The sequence below is a fragment of the Desulfurella amilsii genome (assembly GCF_002119425.1).
GTDB classification, from domain to species: domain Bacteria; phylum Campylobacterota_A; class Desulfurellia; order Desulfurellales; family Desulfurellaceae; genus Desulfurella; species Desulfurella amilsii.
This window is the reverse complement of sequence record NZ_MDSU01000018.1, coordinates 314,358-330,874: the sequence shown is the minus strand read 5'-3', so window position 1 is coordinate 330,874 and position 16,517 is coordinate 314,358. Positions and strand designations below refer to the sequence as shown.

Annotated in this window: 14 protein-coding genes, 1 tRNA gene and 1 riboswitch; of the genes, 6 read left to right on the top strand and 9 right to left on the bottom strand. The window is 33.0% G+C overall.

From position 1 onward, the window contains the following. Position 1: 1 nt before the first annotated feature. From mraY to mraZ, 7 genes are read right to left on the bottom strand one after another with little or no spacing between them, the layout of a single operon-like run. Positions 2 to 1,093 (bottom strand): phospho-N-acetylmuramoyl-pentapeptide-transferase, encoded by a 1,092-nt coding sequence (mraY, locus tag DESAMIL20_RS05130; RefSeq protein WP_086033741.1) that lies wholly within the window; start codon positions 1,091 to 1,093, stop codon positions 2 to 4. After that, complete coding sequence (locus DESAMIL20_RS05125) at positions 1,094 to 2,419, bottom strand: UDP-N-acetylmuramoyl-tripeptide--D-alanyl-D-alanine ligase (protein WP_086033740.1); 1,326 nt, start codon at positions 2,417 to 2,419, stop codon at positions 1,094 to 1,096. Beyond that, positions 2,403 to 3,815 carry a UDP-N-acetylmuramoyl-L-alanyl-D-glutamate--2,6-diaminopimelate ligase gene (locus tag DESAMIL20_RS05120; RefSeq protein ID WP_086033739.1) on the bottom strand — a complete coding sequence of 471 codons (1,413 nt, stop codon included), beginning with the start codon at positions 3,813 to 3,815 and terminating at the stop codon, positions 2,403 to 2,405. The genes DESAMIL20_RS05125 and DESAMIL20_RS05120 overlap by 17 nt, the downstream gene beginning before the upstream one ends. Continuing rightward, positions 3,802 to 5,415: a peptidoglycan D,D-transpeptidase FtsI family protein gene (locus DESAMIL20_RS05115; protein WP_158090526.1), complete on the bottom strand. Its 1,614-nt coding sequence runs from the start codon at positions 5,413 to 5,415 to the stop codon at positions 3,802 to 3,804. The genes DESAMIL20_RS05120 and DESAMIL20_RS05115 overlap by 14 nt, the downstream gene beginning before the upstream one ends. 50 nt (positions 5,416 to 5,465) lie before the next feature. Beyond that, positions 5,466 to 5,804: a hypothetical protein gene (locus DESAMIL20_RS05110; protein ID WP_086033737.1), complete on the bottom strand. Its 339-nt coding sequence runs from the start codon at positions 5,802 to 5,804 to the stop codon at positions 5,466 to 5,468. Further along, entirely contained in the window at positions 5,797 to 6,693 is an 897-nt protein-coding gene (gene rsmH, locus DESAMIL20_RS05105) for a 16S rRNA (cytosine(1402)-N(4))-methyltransferase RsmH (protein WP_086033736.1), read from the bottom strand. The genes DESAMIL20_RS05110 and rsmH overlap by 8 nt, the downstream gene beginning before the upstream one ends. Further along, the gene (mraZ, locus tag DESAMIL20_RS05100; RefSeq protein WP_086033735.1) at positions 6,690 to 7,136 is read right to left on the bottom strand and encodes a division/cell wall cluster transcriptional repressor MraZ; all 447 of its coding nucleotides are present in this window, start codon (positions 7,134 to 7,136) and stop codon (positions 6,690 to 6,692) included. Before mraZ ends, rsmH begins: the two co-directional genes overlap by 4 nt. A gap of 181 nt (positions 7,137 to 7,317) precedes the next feature. Here mraZ and DESAMIL20_RS05095 point away from each other — a divergent pair, with 181 nt between their 5' ends. The 3 genes from DESAMIL20_RS05095 (at position 7,318) to DESAMIL20_RS05085 (ending at position 8,625) form a co-directional block, all read left to right on the top strand. Further along, positions 7,318 to 8,070 (top strand): energy transducer TonB, encoded by a 753-nt coding sequence (locus tag DESAMIL20_RS05095; protein WP_086033734.1) that lies wholly within the window; start codon positions 7,318 to 7,320, stop codon positions 8,068 to 8,070. A 12-nt stretch (positions 8,071 to 8,082) separates the two neighbouring features. Continuing rightward, positions 8,083 to 8,490 (top strand): hotdog fold thioesterase, encoded by a 408-nt coding sequence (locus tag DESAMIL20_RS05090; protein WP_086033733.1) that lies wholly within the window; start codon positions 8,083 to 8,085, stop codon positions 8,488 to 8,490. A gap of 44 nt (positions 8,491 to 8,534) precedes the next feature. Continuing rightward, positions 8,535 to 8,625, top strand: a tRNA-Ser gene (locus DESAMIL20_RS05085). Between the two features lie 75 nt (positions 8,626 to 8,700). On the opposite strand, the gene DESAMIL20_RS05080 is transcribed toward DESAMIL20_RS05085, so the two are convergent. Further along, positions 8,701 to 11,127, bottom strand: coding sequence for a cation-translocating P-type ATPase (locus tag DESAMIL20_RS05080; protein ID WP_086033732.1), 2,427 nt, complete (start codon positions 11,125 to 11,127; stop codon positions 8,701 to 8,703). Beyond that, the gene (locus tag DESAMIL20_RS05075; RefSeq protein WP_204218568.1) at positions 11,124 to 11,420 is read right to left on the bottom strand and encodes a PadR family transcriptional regulator; all 297 of its coding nucleotides are present in this window, start codon (positions 11,418 to 11,420) and stop codon (positions 11,124 to 11,126) included. Before DESAMIL20_RS05075 ends, DESAMIL20_RS05080 begins: the two co-directional genes overlap by 4 nt. A gap of 296 nt (positions 11,421 to 11,716) precedes the next feature. Further along, positions 11,717 to 11,781: riboswitch (Fluoride riboswitch) on the top strand. A 30-nt stretch (positions 11,782 to 11,811) separates the two neighbouring features. On the opposite strand from DESAMIL20_RS05075, the gene DESAMIL20_RS05070 reads away from it, so the two are divergent. From DESAMIL20_RS05070 to DESAMIL20_RS05060, 3 genes are read left to right on the top strand one after another with little or no spacing between them, the layout of a single operon-like run. Continuing rightward, on the top strand, positions 11,812 to 13,539 hold the full coding sequence (locus DESAMIL20_RS05070; protein WP_086033730.1) for a dynamin family protein: 1,728 nt from the start codon (positions 11,812 to 11,814) through the stop codon (positions 13,537 to 13,539). Then, positions 13,526 to 15,046, top strand: coding sequence for a MutS-related protein (locus DESAMIL20_RS05065; protein ID WP_086033729.1), 1,521 nt, complete (start codon positions 13,526 to 13,528; stop codon positions 15,044 to 15,046). The genes DESAMIL20_RS05070 and DESAMIL20_RS05065 overlap by 14 nt, the downstream gene beginning before the upstream one ends. Next, positions 15,039 to 16,517 (top strand): MutS-related protein, encoded by a 1,479-nt coding sequence (locus tag DESAMIL20_RS05060; RefSeq protein WP_158090525.1) that lies wholly within the window; start codon positions 15,039 to 15,041, stop codon positions 16,515 to 16,517. Before DESAMIL20_RS05065 ends, DESAMIL20_RS05060 begins: the two co-directional genes overlap by 8 nt.

Sequence of the window (16,517 nt, the reverse complement as noted above, 5' to 3'; positions counted from 1 at the left end):
TTTACCTCAATTTTAATGCAGTAAGTGCAACTAATGATAGTAAAATAGACATTATCCAAAACCTGATGATAACTTTCGATTCTGGCCAGTTTTTAAGCTCAAAATGATGATGAATAGGCGCCATTTTAAAAATACGCTCACCCGTTGTTTTAAAGCTAGCTACTTGCAAAATAACTGAAATTGTTTCAATAACAAAAATACCGCCTGCTATCACAAGTACCACTTCTTCTTTAACTATAATAGCAATTACGCCAAAAATTGCTCCAAGGCCTAAAGATCCCGTGTCACCCATAAAAACCTCAGCTGGGTAGCAATTATACCACAAAAATGCCAAACACGAACCAAAAAGCGCGGATAAAACCACCGTAACTTCACCGCTTCCAAAAACATAAGGTAACCTTAAATAAGTAGCCAATACTAAGTTGCCAGAAACATAAGCAAAAATAGCGAGCGTAAATATTGTTGTAAGGGATGGTCCTGTAGCTAGGCCATCTAAACCATCAGTTAAATTTACGGCATTTGAAGCACCCACTATTACAAATATACTAAATAGTATATAAAAAAGGCCCATATTAAACACTAGGTTTTTAAAAAAAGGCATATAAAAACAACCAGGGCAGTTTGAATACCTGCTGTACACCACAAATATTAAAACAGACACAACACTTGCAAAAAAGATTTGAAGGTAGAATTTTGTTCTGGCTTTAAGGCCGTTTCCCTTACCTCTTTTTATCTTTAAAAAATCATCCAAAAAGCCTATAAAAGCAAAAGAAATTGCCGTAAATAAAATAATCCACACCCAGTTGACATCCAGTCTTGCCCACAGTAAAACGCTTATTATAAATCCAAACCATATTATTACCCCACCTATCGTAGGAGTACCTGCTTTTTGAAGATGTCTTTTGGGGCCATCTTCCCTTATAGTTTGACCTATCTGTTTCTTTTTTAAAAAAGGTATAAAGTAGTGCGAAAATACCATTGAAAGTAAAAAACCCGTTGCAGCTGCTGCCATTGCCCTAAATGTTATATAATAAAATATATTGAAAAAATGGGCGTAAGCGATTAATTGTTTATAAAATAAATAGTACAACACCTAAGTTACCTCTTTTTTTAAATTATTAAATATTTCTTCCATTTTCAGGCCTCTTGAACCTTTAATTAAAATCCAATCATAATTTTCGTAGGTAGCTTTCAAAGTTTTGGATAACTCTTCCTTGTTTTCGAAAAAAAGCGCTTTATTTTTAGCTAAGGCAATATATTTTGCATCTTTTCCGTAAGCTATGGTATCTATATCAAAGCCAGCAATGTATTCACCAATTTCTTTATGCAGGCTTTCTGAGTGGCTTCCAAGCTCCAATACATCGCCTAAAATTGCAAGTTTTTTGCCTTTTTTTGTATTTAGCTCGTTAATAGCAAACTTAATTGACTCAAAACTTGCATTGTAACAGTCTAAAATAAAGTTTGTGCTGTTAAGTTTTTCAAGTTGCATTCGATAGGATGGCAAATTAATACTATTAAGGGCTTTTTGAAAATAATCAGCGTCTAGTAATTTTTGAGAACCAACAAATGCTAGTATAGATAGTATATTTGAAATATTAAGCCAAAAGGGTGAGCTAAATTTTATTATTTGATTAAAAACTTTTACTGTTAAGATATTTATCTGCTCATTTTTTTTACAATCGATTATATAAACATCAGCATCTGTATCATTGTTTGAGTAACTAATATGATTTTTGGAAAATCGACTTTTAAGTAAAGCATTATCTTTGTTATAAACAACGTTTTTTTTATCGGTAAGAAAGTTTACTATTGAAGTTTTTTCTTTGAATATAGCTTCAATCGAGTCAAAATTTCCTAAATGTGAGGTGCCAATTTCTGTAAAAATAACAAAGTCCGGTTTTAAAAAACTAGCAATATCTGCAATCTCACCTTTGTGGTTTGTGCCTACCTCTACTATGCCAAATTGTGTACTACAAGAAGCCCTAAGTAATGTTTTGCAAACACCAATCCAATTGTTTTCGTTTGATTGTGTGTAAAAAATATTAATATTTGCAGCGCTAAAGTATGATTTTAACAATTCTTTTGTACTTGTCTTTCCAACAGAGCCTACGATAGCAATTACTTTAGCTTTGTTTCTTAGTTTATTGAAGCTAGCTAAATTTTTTAGGGCTTTTTTTGAATCATTGACCTTTAAATAAGGTTTATTTATAGTTTTTTCGCATATACATAGGCCACATTGCCTTTTGAAAGCCTCATCTATAAAATCGTGGCCATCTTTGAACTCACCCTTAAACGCCAAAAAAATATCATCTTTTTCAATGGTCCTTGAGTCTATACAAATGTTATTGAAAGTCTGTGTTTGAGGCTTTAAAATTTCTAGGGGTTTTAGTTGATCAATAATCTCATTTAGATTCCACATTCCAAAAATTCCTTACAACTTCTCTATCATCGAAGTGATATTTTTTGTCCCCGATAATTTGGTAATCTTCGTGTCCTTTTCCTAAAATTGCTACAATGTCACCTTCTTTTGACATTTCAAGCGCTTTAATCATAGCTAATTTTCTATCTTTTTCAATTATAATTTTTTCATGGTTGTAAATGCCGTTTACAATATCAGATATGATTAAATCAGGATCTTCTGTTCTTGGGTTATCGTTTGTAATGATAATTATATCTGCTAAATCGTTTGCCGCTTTGCCCATTTTGGGCCTTTTGGTTTTGTCTCTGTCGCCTCCTGCGCCAAAGACTACTATCAATCTATTTTTTGCAAGCTGTCTTAGTGTTGTTAATACATTTTTCACAGCATCATCTGTGTGTGCATAATCCACAACGGCACATCGGCCCTCTTTTATGAATTTTTCTAATCTTCCTGGTACATTTTTGAAGCTAGAAAGTGCTTGTATTATGCGTGATTTAGATACACCAAAATACACGCTAGAGCCTACTGCAGCCATGATATTATAGATGTTGTATAACCCAAGTAGGTGGGAGTTAATCTCATAAGTATCACCAAATACATTGAGTTTTAAATATAAACCGTTTATATCAAACTCGTAGTGAGTTGGGTAGATATCGGCAGATTGAAAGCCATATGTTATGGTGTAGCCTTTTTTAAACAAAGATTTTCCCACATAATCGTCTGTGTTAATTACTCTAAAGTCATTGTCTTTAAAAAAAGAAGCCTTTGCTTTTGCATAATTTTCCATTGTTTGGTAAAAATCTAAATGATCTTGGCTTAAATTGGTAAAAACTTTTAACTTAAAATCAATACCTGATATACGCTCAAATGTGATAGCATGAGATGAAACTTCCATAAACGCATAATTAACAAAAGGCTTCATTTCAAGAAATATCTCATTTAAATCTATTGATTCAGGGGTTGTGTTATCGAGTTTTTTTGCAATACTGTCAAAATAATACCCGGTTGTTCCAATTATACCGCTTTTTTCAAATATTGATTTAAGTAAGTATGTGGTGGTTGTTTTACCATTTGTTCCTGTAATACCGACAACATTGAGTGATTTTGAAGGCTCTTTGTAAAAATAGTTGGCAATTTCGCCCATGCATTTGCGAGTATCTTTTGCTTCAATGCAATTATTGATTCCAGAGCAGTCTTGGCTTACAACAGCAAGTGCTTTTTTCGAAAATGCTTCATCTATAAACAAATTGCCATCTGTTTTTTGGCCTTTTATTGAAAAAAATACAAATCCCTCTTGTACTTTTCTCGAATCGTAAGTAAGACCTTTTACTTCTTTATTTTTTAGGTTTTCTGATACTTGCAAATTGCAAATTTTCTCAATTTCACCTAATAACATTTTCGCCCCCTTCAATTTTGTAATACGCAGCAAGCATAGATGCCAGTTTTGCTACAATAGGAGCTGCTACTTCTCCACCATAGTTTACACCTTTTGGGTCAAAAACGGTAACTAAAATTACAAATTGAGGTTTATCAATAGGAAATATACCCACAAAACTGCCCGTATAATCGCTTAAACTATAGCCCCCTTTATGAGAGGCAACTTGTGCTGTGCCAGTTTTGCCGCCCATTGCGTAGTATTTAACTTGCGCGTTTGTGCCCGTGCCTTCTTCTACAACAAGCGTCAGTATTTGTTTTACTTTTTCAACGGTTTGTGGTTGTACAATCTGTTTTTTTGTTTCTTTGTGCTTATATAAAATTTTTCCATCTTTGCTTATATAATCTACTATATATGGGTCTACTAGGTAGCCACCATTTGCTATTGCCAGATATGCTCTGATAATTTGAATTGCGCTTACGCCAATGCCTTGTCCGAAAGCCATTGTAGCCAGATCAAATGGTTTCAAATTTACATAGTCTTTTACAAGACCATCGGCTTCTCCAGGTAAGTCAATATGGGTTTTTTTCCCAAAACCAAAAGCCCACAGGTACTTGTAGAATATTTCTTTATCCTCTTTTAACGCAATTTTTGCCGAGCATATATTACTTGAGTATGCAAAAACTTTATCAAATGGCAAATCTCCATTTTTTTCAACATCAGAAATTGTATGACCAGAAAATTTCCATTTTCCGTTTTCACAAAACAGCGTTTCGTTTCCACTAAATGTATGCGAATCTAGGGCGCTTGACATAGTAACAATTTTAAACACACTGCCTGGTTCAAATAAATAATTTATAGGATTGATTCTTATATGCGTATAATCATAATTTGAAAATTTGTTGTTATCATAACTAGGCACGCTGTCCATAGCAACAATAGCACCATCTGGTCTGGCGATAATACCAATTACCATTTTTGCTTTTCGTTCTTTTAAGGCCTCTTTAAGCTGGAAATGAAGGTAATTTTGAATATCTTCATTAATGGTAAGGTGCAAACTTGCTCCATTGAGGGGTTTTTTTGAAAACTCAAGGTTTCCATACGGTGTAATGTTTACCCTTTGCTTTATGCTTTGACCTGCAAGATAAAGATCGTATTCTTTTTCTAGTCCTTCAAGTCCTTGTTTGTTTTTTCCAGAAAAGCCAAGAATTTGAGAAACATTATTAGCATAGGGGTAAAATCTTTTATAATTTTTAATTAACCCAAACCCTTTTGGTAAGTTGTTTTTTACCCAAACAATATTTTTTGGGTCTATAGTCCCTAAACTGATATACCTTAAACTTTTATTTTTTTCTATAATTTCTTTAACATTTACATAAAAATGTGAGTTTACGTAGTTAAAAAAGCTTTGATTGTCTGTTTTATTGTATTCTAAATAAAATTTAGGATCTACAAAAAGCTGGAAATTTGGCACATCCAATGCAAGTGTTTTGTTATTGCAATCATATATATTACCCCTTTTGCCTTGCAGGTCTATCAATGGTTCTATGAATTTGGCATACTCTTGCTTATAGTTTTTGCTATCTGCTATCTGGACCAAAAAAGCCTTTAAAAAGACCAATAAAAAACCAATTATGATAAAAAAAAATAATAATTGAAACCGTGCTTTCTTCACTGATAAAATCTTATTTGATCAGTATTTATTGGTTTTAAACCAAGCGTGGTTGCTTCTTGTAATTCTTTGTCTGCGCTTTGAATATTATCCGCTTTATTAAGCATAGCGGTTTTCTCAATTTGCAGATTTTTAAGTATTTTTTCTTGATTGCTTATATTGTAGTTTAGCATTGATACCCTTAGAGCTACAACGACATTTAGTATGATCAAAATAAGGAAAATTGAGCTTAAAATCACTAATTTTTTACTTAGCACAATAGGCGCAAAGCTAATTGATTCTTGTGCTGTTTCGTAAGTTTTGGTAGTTGTTGCCCAATAGTCAGAATAATCAATCATACGTACCTCCAGTTTTTTCAATACTTCTTAGTTTTGCACTACGAGCTCTTGAGTTTGCTTTTATTTCATCTAAAGATGGCACAATGGGTTTTTTAGTTAGTATTGTTACTATTTTTCGCTGTGAATAATCTTTAAAAATATTTTTTACTATTTTGTCTTCAAGTGAATGAAAACTAATCACCACAAGCCTTGCTTGTGGTTTTAGAAGCTTTATTGCGTTGACTAAACCTTCTTTTAAGTTATCAAGCTCAGAGTTTACTACTATTCTTAATGCTTGAAAAGTTTTTGTGGCAGGATGGATTTTTTTGTAGAAGGAATAGGGTATTGCTTCTTTTACAATATTAGCTAGCTCAAGTGTCGTTTCAATAGTTGCTTTAGCTCTTCGTTCATCTATTTTTGCAGCAATTTTTTTTGCAAAACGCTCTTGGCCATAGTCGCGTATAATATTTTCTAATTCGTATCTGCTCCACTGGTTAACAATAATTCTGGCACTTATCGGGTTATCTTTGCTCATTCTCATATCCAGTGGGCCGTCTTTTAAAAAACTAAAGCCTCTTTGTGCATCGTCTAATTGAAAAGATGACACACCAATATCCATAATTATGCCATCAACCAAGCTATAACCCATACTTAAAAGCTTTACATAACATTTTGAAAAATTTTCTTTTACTGCTATGAGTCTATCTTTGTAAGTTTCTTTTAATTTTAGTGCACAGTCAATTGCGTAAAGGTCCTGATCAAACGCAATAACAATACCGTTTGGTTCACTGAGTTTTAAAATTTGTTCACTATGTCCGCCACCGCCAAATGTCAAATCCAGATAAATGCCGTCTGATTTTGGTTGTAAAATTTCCATTGACTCTTTTAGTAGTACGCTTTTGTGTATCATAGTTTTATACCAAGACTTTCTATTTCTTGGGCCAACTTGTCTTCATCTTGCCTTAAAAGATCCATTTCTTGCAGCCAGTTTTGGCTGGACCACAGCTCGATATGGTCTAAGTTCCCAAGCACTACTATATTTTTTTCTATATTTGCCAACTGTCTTAAGATTTGTGGTATTGTTATCCTTCCTTGAGAGTCAAGGTTAACATCTATTGCACTTGAAAAAAACATTCTCTTAAACCTTCGAGCTGATTTATTTGTTAAAGGTAAATTTAGCGCTTTTGATTCGAGCTCTTCCCATGTGTTTTTAGGGTAGGCGTATATTGACTGATCAAAAAAAGTCATAACGAGCGTGTTGACACCACTTCCCCGTAGAGTTTCTAAGAATTTAGAGGGTATTTTTATTCTTCCCTTATCGTCTAAAATGCACTCAAAATGTCCTCTTAACATTCCACTTTATTCCACTTTATTCCACTCTACATATATTTAGTCAGATTGTCAATAAAAAAATAAAGAAAATTTATTAACGTGCGATATGTTTTTTAAAGTATAATTATATTTACAAAGATATTGTATCTATAGTATAAATTATTGACTGATAAGAAGTTTTTTGTTAGATTTGAGTTTAAGTATGGAAAAATTTTATTCAAAAAAAACCCTAAGTTGGTCTTTTGTTATATCTGTTTTAATTAATGCATTGATTTTTTTCTTTTGCATTAAGCTTTTAAACGTTGTCTATTCTATTAAAAAACCTTTAGAGGTGGTTTTGCTAGTTAGTAATGATATTGAAAAAAGTTACACTAATTGGAGGCTTCCTAAAGAAGTAGTTCAAAAAAAGATTAATCGAAAAGTTTTACCTACTATTCCTAACAATAATCTTATTCTAGAAGTAAGTCAAAAAAGTATTAGAGAAAAACAATTGCAGCCTCAAATAAAAAGCACAAACGAAATTAAAACTCAAAATAATAATCAATTAGATATAGCCCAAAATGCAAGCAAAGATACTCTAAATCAGCTTAGACAAGCAAATACTGCAACTCTTAAGCAAAATTTGCAAAAAGAAAACAAAAGCGAAAATATTATACAAACACAAAATGCAACACAAAGCATCTCAAAAGAAGACTATACTGTTTTAAGAAAACTAATAGAAAAACATTTGAGATACCCATATTTAGCAAGAAGAAATGGATATGAAGGCACGGTAGTTTTATCATTTATCTTGCAAGACTCAAGCTTTAAGGATATTAATATTGTAAAAAGCTCGGGGTATTCAATATTGGACAAAAGTGCTATAGATGCAATAAAAAAAATTGAACCGCTTGTAAATATTAACAAAAATGTTAAAATTGTTATTCCAATTAATTTTAGGTTAAGCAATTCTTAAAAGGAGCAATTGATGAATGTTGTTGAGTTTCTAAAAGAAAATGATCAGGTTAGCAAATGGTTGAATATCGATGTTGTTGAGGCAAAAGAGGGTTATGTGTGCACACAAATGACCGTAAGAAAAGGTATGTTGAATGCAGCAGGGGTTTGTCATGGGGGCGTAATTTTTTCTTTATCTGATTATACATTTGCGATTGCATCAAATATCTATGGCAATGTTGCGCTTGCAATATCAGCCAATATTAATTTTGCAAATGCCGCCAAAGAAGGTGATGTACTTATTGCAAAGGCAAAAGAACTCAACAGAACAAGAAAATTAGGTATATATGTAATTACGGTCGAGAGAGAATCAGATAATAAGCTTATTGCAGTTTTTAATGGGGAAGTTTTTATAAAGTCTGAAAGTATTCTAAAGCGCTAAATATACAATTGATTTTCAGCGTAAATTGTTTACAATCCATAACTGGAGAGGTGGCCGAGTGGTTGAAGGCGGCTGACTCGAAATCAGCTGAAGGCAATTAGCCTTCCGCAGGTTCGAATCCTGTCCTCTCCGCCAGTTGCTAAAAGCGAAGTTTGGCTCGCCAGCCGATTTTAGGCGCAAAATTGAATTTTTTGCCCAGAAGCGGGCTTTTCATCTTTTGTTTAGATTAAACATTTTTCTTAATTCTAAAGAACCAACAATGAGCGATACTATTAAGGCAATAAATATTAATTGTGTGAAACTAATCGAAAAAAGATTAAACCTCTCTTTCAGAAATGGAAGATAAATCCCTAAAACAAGAAAGGTAATCGCCGTAAGCGCCCAGAGATTGATGATTTTATTCGTAAACATTCCTAAAGAAAAAATTGATTCTTTGTCTGAGCGAGAAATAAAGGCCAGAACAATATGACCAAAAATCCAAGCCGAGAAAGCAAAAGTTTGGGATTGAACAAGACTTAAATTTTGAGAGCGGGCATAGAAATAAACAGAAATTACGGCTATAAACAAGACCGTTCCTTTAATTAATATATCTTTAATGACGCGATTATTAATTATGCTTTCTTTAGGATTACGCGGCGGACGAGAATAGATATTTCTTTCTTTGGGCTCGGCGACAAAACCTGCCGAGGCTGCTAAATCCATAAATAATTCCAAAATAATTATTTGAATTGGGGCAAGAGGCATAGGAATGCCCAAAAGGACGGGCAGAAGAAATATTAATATCAGGGCGACTTTGACAGAGAGATAATATTTAATTCCTTTTTGTAAATTATCAAAAAACTTTCTACCTTCAAAAATACCCTGCATAATGGTGATATAGTTATCATCCGCCAAAACGACCTCGGCCGCCTCTTTGGCAACATCCGTACCGCGAATACCCATAGCAATGCCTATATCCGCGCCCTTGAGAGCCAGAGCATCGTTGATACCGTCGCCGGTGACCGCGACTACTTCTCCGTTTTTCTGGAGCGCTTGAACTATGCGATATTTGTGATGGGGAGTAGTTCTAGCAAAAACCGAAGCAGATTTTATAATATTCTGCAACTCTTCCTCTGATAATTTATCTAAATCTTTACCAGTTAATACTTGATTGTCTTCTGCTAAAATACCAATTTCTTTAGCAATAGAACGGGCGGTTAAAGGATGATCGCCTGTAACCATAATTGTTCTGATGCCGGCTTCGACCGCTTTAGCAATCGTTTCTTTAACTCCTTTTCTTGGCGGGTCTTCAAAGCTTATTAAGCCTGCAAAATTCAAATCTTTTTCAAGTTCGGCAAAATCAAGATTTTTTTCCGCAGCTGTTAATTTTTTGTAAGCAACCGCAATAACTCTTCTGCCTTTGGATGTTTGCTCGGCCAATCCATTTTTAATATCGTCACCTATATCACGGCACATAGTAAAAATTTCTTCAGGCGCGCCACTGGTAAATAGTTCATATTCATTCTCATTTTTCCTTATTACCGATTTTGATTTCCTACCATTGCCAAAAATTCTTTCGCGAATCATTTCCGGTAAAGATTTATCTATTTTTAATTCTACCGCCTTGTTTTTAATTTCCAGCTCCATGGGTGATACGGAATATTGAGAAATCGCACAAAAGGCTTTTTCTATAATTTCTTTCTCGTTACCAGGATAAAGTGAAGCAATTTTCATTTGACTTTCAGTAATAGTCCCCGTTTTGTCAGTAACAATGACCGTAGCATTGCCTAATGTTTCGGCGGCTTTGATTCTTTTAACCAGAAAATTATTTTTAGAAAGCTCATATGCGCCTAACCCTAAAACCATCGTAATAATAATTGGCAGTTCTTCGGGAATAGTGGCAAAAGAAAGAGACAGACCCGTTAAAACCATTGTTTTTAGATCTTGTCCCCGCATGATTCCTATTATTGGAATTAGAATAGAGAAAAATACAGCAAGATAGACCAATTTCCCAGCCAACGATTTCATCGCCAGTTGCAAAGCGGTTTTTGGCGGCTTTACTTCCTTTAGGGTACTGGCGATTTTACCAAGTTTTGTGTTTTCAGCTGTCGCAAAAACCTCTGCTCTTCCCTCACCGGAAACAACAATTGTTCCAGCGTAAATCTCGTCATTATAATTTTTATCCAGCGGAAAGGATTCGCCTGTTAAGGCCGATTCGTCAACTTGCAGACTCACATCGTGATCTACTTTTGCATCAGCGGCAATCTTAGTCCCCGAGGTTAAAATCAAAATATCATCTGGCACGACATTTTCCGAATCAATTTCAATAATATTGCTGTCTCTTAGCACCTTTGTTTTTGGCGCAGTAATTTTTTCCAAGGAAGCGATTGCCTTCTTTGCCCGAAACTCGTTATAAACTTCCGCCAAAACCAACAAGGAAATTATCACGAAAATGGTAATGGCATCTTCAAGTTTCCCCCAGATACTATAGAAGAAACCAACAACTAACAAAAGAAGAATCATTGGTTCCATTACTTCATGTTTAGCTATGCCCAAAAAACTGATTTTTGTCGGTTTAAAAATTTGGTTGGGGCCAAATTCTAAAAGCCTTTTCTGGGCTTCATTTGTAGTAAGCCCTTGATTGTTTTTTTGAGTCATATTATTACCTCGTTGATTAATTCTTTAATTTTTTCTTTTGCTTCAATAAGCGCTTTCTTGCCTTTCGGGGTTATTTTGTAGTATTTCCGTTTTTTCCCTTCAATAGTTTTTTGACGGCATTTAAGATATTTTTCTTTTTCTAATGAATGGAGGATCGGGTAGAGTGTACCAGGACTAAGCTGATATCCATGCCTGCTTAATTCTTCTATTAACCAAAGGCCATAAACTGGCCGTTTAGTAGCATGATGAAGAATATGTATTTTTATAAAACCAAGGAAAAATTCACGTATCATATTATTTTGCATTTACAATTACCGTATAGCGTTATCGGTATTCAATATAGCAAACAAAATAAACAATGTCAAATAAATAATTAAGTGGAAAGCTTATAAAAGAATTTGCCGCCAAGACTAAAATTTGTTAGAATTATAGTAGCTAGTAAGGAAAATTAGAAAAACTTGAAATCGTCCTTTTCGCTTCCGCCTCGCCCGTTAATGAAATCTGTTTGGATATTTTCAAATACACACCGCCACATTTTTAAACTTTGTATTAGCTGTTTTGGCTTGATTTTTATCGCAAGATGCCTATAATAATGGCAGGCTATGAGGTTAGCCTTTATACGCTCTTTTTTGAGCTGATGACCTCTACTTTTTAGTTATTTAGCTAAAAGGGGAGGGGTAGTTTATGGTTAACCTCGAGCAGGCGATTCAAAGTTCAATTCAAGCATTAAAAGCTCTACCACTTGATTTTTCCCATTTGAGTGCCATAGAAGATAAAATCCAATCCAAGCAGTTTAACTTTGTTGTCATAGGACAATTCAAACGAGGTAAATCAACACTTATAAATGCTTTGATTGGCAAAGACATACTGCCTATATCTGTATTGCCTCTTACTTCTATTGTTACAATAATAAACTACGGCGAGCAAAAAGCAGTTGTATGTTTTAAAGGTGGTTCATGCAAAAATATAGAGCTTAATGAGATTAGCTTTTTTGTAACAGAAAAGTACAACCCAAACAATAAATTAAATGTGGAATATGTTGAGATATTTTACCCAGCTGATTTTTTAAAAAATTCTGTAAGAATTATAGACACACCGGGCATTGGTTCAGTATATGAACACAACAGCGATGTTTCTTATCAATTCTTACCAAAAGCAGATGCAAGTTTGTTTGTATTAAGTCCAGACCCACCAATCACACAAGCAGAAATAGAATTTTTGAAAGATGCTCAAAAGTATATAGACAAATTTTTCTTTTTGTTAAATAAAATCGATAATTTTAAGCCAAATGAGCTAAAAGAAATCATTGAATTCAACCGTTCAGTAATAGAGAACTTAGTTTCAAAAAAGGTTGATATTATACCTATATCTGCCAAACTTGCTCAAGAAGCTAGATTTGAGTCTAACAAAGACAAGCAAGAGCAATCAAATATAGAAAAGCTTTATCATAGGCTGGACAACTTTATCAAAGAAGAGCAAGCAAGCGTATTTTGGTATTCAATTATAAATAACCTCATACGATACATTGATACGCAAATGAACTTTTTTAAGCTTAACTTAGCAAGTCTATCAATGAGTCAAGCAAAACTACAAGAAAAAATTAAGCTATTCGAAGACTCTCTTGAAAAACTTGAATTAGATGAGTATATATACTGGCTTGAAAACAAGACAAAACAGGTAATTAATGTTTTAGATAAAGATATTTTAACTCTAAAAGAACAGCTGCCTCAATTAATATCAAAAATCACCGATTATTTCAATACACTTAACACATCGAGCACTTCAATGCTTAACGAACAATTAAAATCCTACCTTCAAGGGCAAATAGAAGAGATCTTTTCGGTATTTTTGCAGATTGAAAATCAAAAGATTGGACAATTAGTTGAAGATATTTACAACCAGCTTCTTGAAAAAATCAATGCCCTTATTGACAATATCACAAAAACTGCTGAAGAAGTATTTGAGGTTGAGCTTTCAAAGCTCACGCAAGTAGAGCAATTGATTGAAAAAAGCGAATTTTATTTTCTTATAAAAGAGCAACCTGGCGTGCTTGACATAATGGTCGACTTTTTCAAGAGTAAATTACCATTATTTTTAGGCAAAAAAGTAATTTACAAATCCATTAGTGAGCGCAGTGTAGAATTGTTTGACAGACATTGCGGAAGGTTAAGGTATGATTTTGTAAAGCGCATTAAAGAAACCGCCCAAAAATTTAGCTCTCAAGTTGAAGAAAAGCTAAACCAAAACATTGATGCTATAAAAGATATACTAAACGCAGCTCTTCAGAAACAAAATGACGAGCAAAGGCAAAATGAGATTAACAAAATTGATAATTGTATCAAGTCATTGTCGTCAATTAGAACTAATCTTGAAAATTTAAAAAATCAGCTAAAGCAAGATGGAAAATTTTAGCATTTTATTTAAAAAACCGACTAAATTGGCTGAAAATCAGCCAGAATATTTTTACGACTTGAACTTAGACAAAATTATTGAGCAAATTGTTGCAATTAAGCCCAAATATACTTTAAAACCATATTTTTTTACAACACTTAATAATTTGGAAGATATTGAGTATAGGCATAAAGTGTTAATGGATTTAGAAAACTCAGAAATTTTTAACGTATTTGATAATTTTTGCTCCCAGTTTGAAACAGTAAACGATTTGCTAGCAAAATCTGAAAAGTCCTTTTACAAGTATGAAAAGCAGTTTTGTTTTTTAAATGCGGTAAATAATTACTGTAGTGCTATTTTTTACTTGCAAAGAAAATCCTTAGAGTTAGATTTTAAATCACAAGGCTTAAAAGCTTTTATAAATTATCTAACAAATTATACCAAAAAACCAGATTTTGTAAATTTATCAGACACAGCCGCAGAGTTAGAAGAAAAATTACTAAGTATTAAATTCAATATATTAATCAAAGATGCAGCTATCACAATAAGTGACGATAATGTAAATGATTTTGAGCAAGATGTAATAGATACTTTTTTGCACTTAGTAGGAAATGTAGACAAAGAATACACTATTTTTAAACAAAGCACAGACATAAATCATATAGAATATCAGATATTGGAAAAAGTAGAAAAACTTTATCCAGACATTTTTACGCGTCTTGACGGTTTTTTTAATCAAATGCAAGATTTTATTGACAAAATAATAGAAACATTTGTCGACCAGATACAGTTTTATTTTGCATTCTTGGGTTATATGAAGCACTTTGAGAAAAATAATATTAAGTTTAGCTACCCAGAGTTTTCTAAAGAAACCATATATATAGAAAACGCATGTGATATAGACTTAGCAGATGAATTCATAAAAAATAATAAAATTTGCGCAAGAAATGATTTTAATATCCAAAAAAGCGAAAAAATAGCTATTATCACAGGTCCGAATCAGGGAGGAAAAACTACTTTTGTAAGGTGTATTGGCCAGATTACTCATTTATCAAAATTGGGCTTAAAGGTTCCAGCAACCAAAGCACAGATATTTTTGTTTGATAATATTTGGTCTTGTTTTGAAAGGCAAGAGCAAGTTCAAAGCCTAAGAAGCCGTTTAGAAAATGATTTAATAAGAATAAAGAAAATTTTAGATAATACGGCAAGTGACAGCATACTTATATTAAACGAGATTTTTTCTTCTACAACATACGATGACGCTTTATTTTTGAGTAAACAGGTTCTAAAAATAATATTGGAAAAGGGCTGTGTGTGTATTTGGGTTACCTTTATGGATGAGTTATGCAAAACAGAAAAAACAGCAAGTTTTGTTGCAGCGATCGATCAAAATCAAAATAGAACATTTAAGATTGTAAGAAAACCCCCAGATGGTTTGGCTTATGCAATGTCTATTGTTTCAAAATACCATTTAACAAAAAAAGACATTGACCAAAGGATTAAAAATGCAAGCTTATTTGATGTTTAAAGAAAAAAAATTCGATTATAAAGAAAGTTTGCCTCAGTATTTGGAAGATTTAGTAAGCGATTTGGGGCTGGATGTTATTTTTGAAGCGGCCAGCAACAAAGATGAGTTTACATATAAAGTTATTAAAACAGGGATACTTTTAAGCTTAAAAGATAAAGAAGAAGTTATTTATAGACAAAACGTACTGAAAGATTGTATAAATAATAAAGAAACGGTAAAAGCCATGTATGAGCTTTCAATAGAAGCTATAAAAAAAGAAAAAGAGAGTCTATTTGGCATTTTTATAAAGCATCCAGATTCAATTGTATATAGCTCAAGGCAAGTTTTAGAAGACTTTTTTGATATTTTAAAAAAACTTAAAAATATTATTCTTGAGAGTGAATTAAATTTTAGATCTCAAGGCTTTCAGTTATTTTTTAGCCGTATAAAAACAAAATTAAGCGATGAATATTTAGATAGAGTTGACTCAATATTGAAACATTTAAGGTTTGAAGATGGTATTTCAATAAGTTCAAAGCTTAATATGTCTGCAAAGCCTTCATTTTTTCAAATAATGTACCCTAAAAAAGAAAAGCAGAGTTTTCTCAAATCAATTCTTAAGTCAAAGAGTGCTTATACAATATACATACCAGAGCGCGACGAAGGTGGCTTTAGGGCTTTATCAGAACTTAAAAATAATTCTCTTAACAAAATTGCAAATATATTGGCAAATGCTGTTTATTACTTATTGGATTTTTTTAATCAGTTAAAAGTCGAGTTAACGTTTTATCTAGCTTGTAACCAACTATACGAGAAACTTCAAGAAATAGGCATTAGTTTATGCTTTCCAGTTATTTACTCTCAAAGCGAGAGAGTTTTATCTTTTGAAGACTTAAGTGAGCCTAGCTTAGCTTTGGTAAAAAAGGGTCTTGTGGTAGCAAACAGACTATGTGTAAACTATAAAGATTTGGTTTTGATTACAGGTGCCAATATGGGTGGTAAGACGACTTTTTTGCGCAGCATTGGGCAAGCTTGCCTTTTTAGCCAATGCGGCATGTTTGTAGCTGCCAAATCTTTTGAGTACAGTTTGTCAAGCGGTATTTTTACGCATTTTAAAAGACAGGAAGATAAAACACTAAAAAGCGGAAAATTCGACGAAGAACTAAAGCGTTTGAGCAACATCGTGGATTTTCTAAAGCCTCACGCATTAGTGCTTTTTAATGAATCATTTTCTTCAACAAATGACCACGAGGCTTCGATAATAGCAAAATACATCACAGAAGGTTTAATTGAAAAGAAAATTAGGATTTTTTTTGTTACGCACCTTTGGGAATTTGCTTCTTTAATAAACAAAGAAAACTCTAATAATGTAATGTTTTTAAAGGCACAGAGAAATCCCGATGGCACAAGGACATTTAAGATTATAGAATCAAAGCCACAAGCAAAAAGTTACGCTGAAGATTTATTTAAAAAAATTTTTAATAAGGAGTAG

Excerpts from the sequence above, each read along its gene's own strand:
- DESAMIL20_RS05120 (WP_086033739.1), bottom strand. The coding sequence starts at position 3,815 with ATGTTATTAGGTGAAATTGAGAAAATTTGCAATTTGCAAGTATCAGAA.
- DESAMIL20_RS05080 (WP_086033732.1), bottom strand. The coding sequence starts at position 11,127 with ATGACTCAAAAAAACAATCAAGGGCTTACTACAAATGAAGCCCAGAAA.
- DESAMIL20_RS05070 (WP_086033730.1), top strand. The coding sequence starts at position 11,812 with ATGGTTAACCTCGAGCAGGCGATTCAAAGTTCAATTCAAGCATTAAAA.
- DESAMIL20_RS05095 (WP_086033734.1), top strand. The coding sequence starts at position 7,318 with ATGGAAAAATTTTATTCAAAAAAAACCCTAAGTTGGTCTTTTGTTATA.
- DESAMIL20_RS05075 (WP_204218568.1), bottom strand. The coding sequence starts at position 11,420 with ATGATACGTGAATTTTTCCTTGGTTTTATAAAAATACATATTCTTCAT.
- DESAMIL20_RS05090 (WP_086033733.1), top strand. The coding sequence starts at position 8,083 with ATGAATGTTGTTGAGTTTCTAAAAGAAAATGATCAGGTTAGCAAATGG.
- mraZ (WP_086033735.1), bottom strand. The coding sequence starts at position 7,136 with ATGTTAAGAGGACATTTTGAGTGCATTTTAGACGATAAGGGAAGAATA.
- DESAMIL20_RS05110 (WP_086033737.1), bottom strand. The coding sequence starts at position 5,804 with ATGATTGATTATTCTGACTATTGGGCAACAACTACCAAAACTTACGAA.
- DESAMIL20_RS05065 (WP_086033729.1), top strand. The coding sequence starts at position 13,526 with ATGGAAAATTTTAGCATTTTATTTAAAAAACCGACTAAATTGGCTGAA.
- DESAMIL20_RS05060 (WP_158090525.1), top strand. The coding sequence starts at position 15,039 with ATGTTTAAAGAAAAAAAATTCGATTATAAAGAAAGTTTGCCTCAGTAT.
- rsmH (WP_086033736.1), bottom strand. The coding sequence starts at position 6,693 with ATGATACACAAAAGCGTACTACTAAAAGAGTCAATGGAAATTTTACAA.
- DESAMIL20_RS05125 (WP_086033740.1), bottom strand. The coding sequence starts at position 2,419 with ATGTGGAATCTAAATGAGATTATTGATCAACTAAAACCCCTAGAAATT.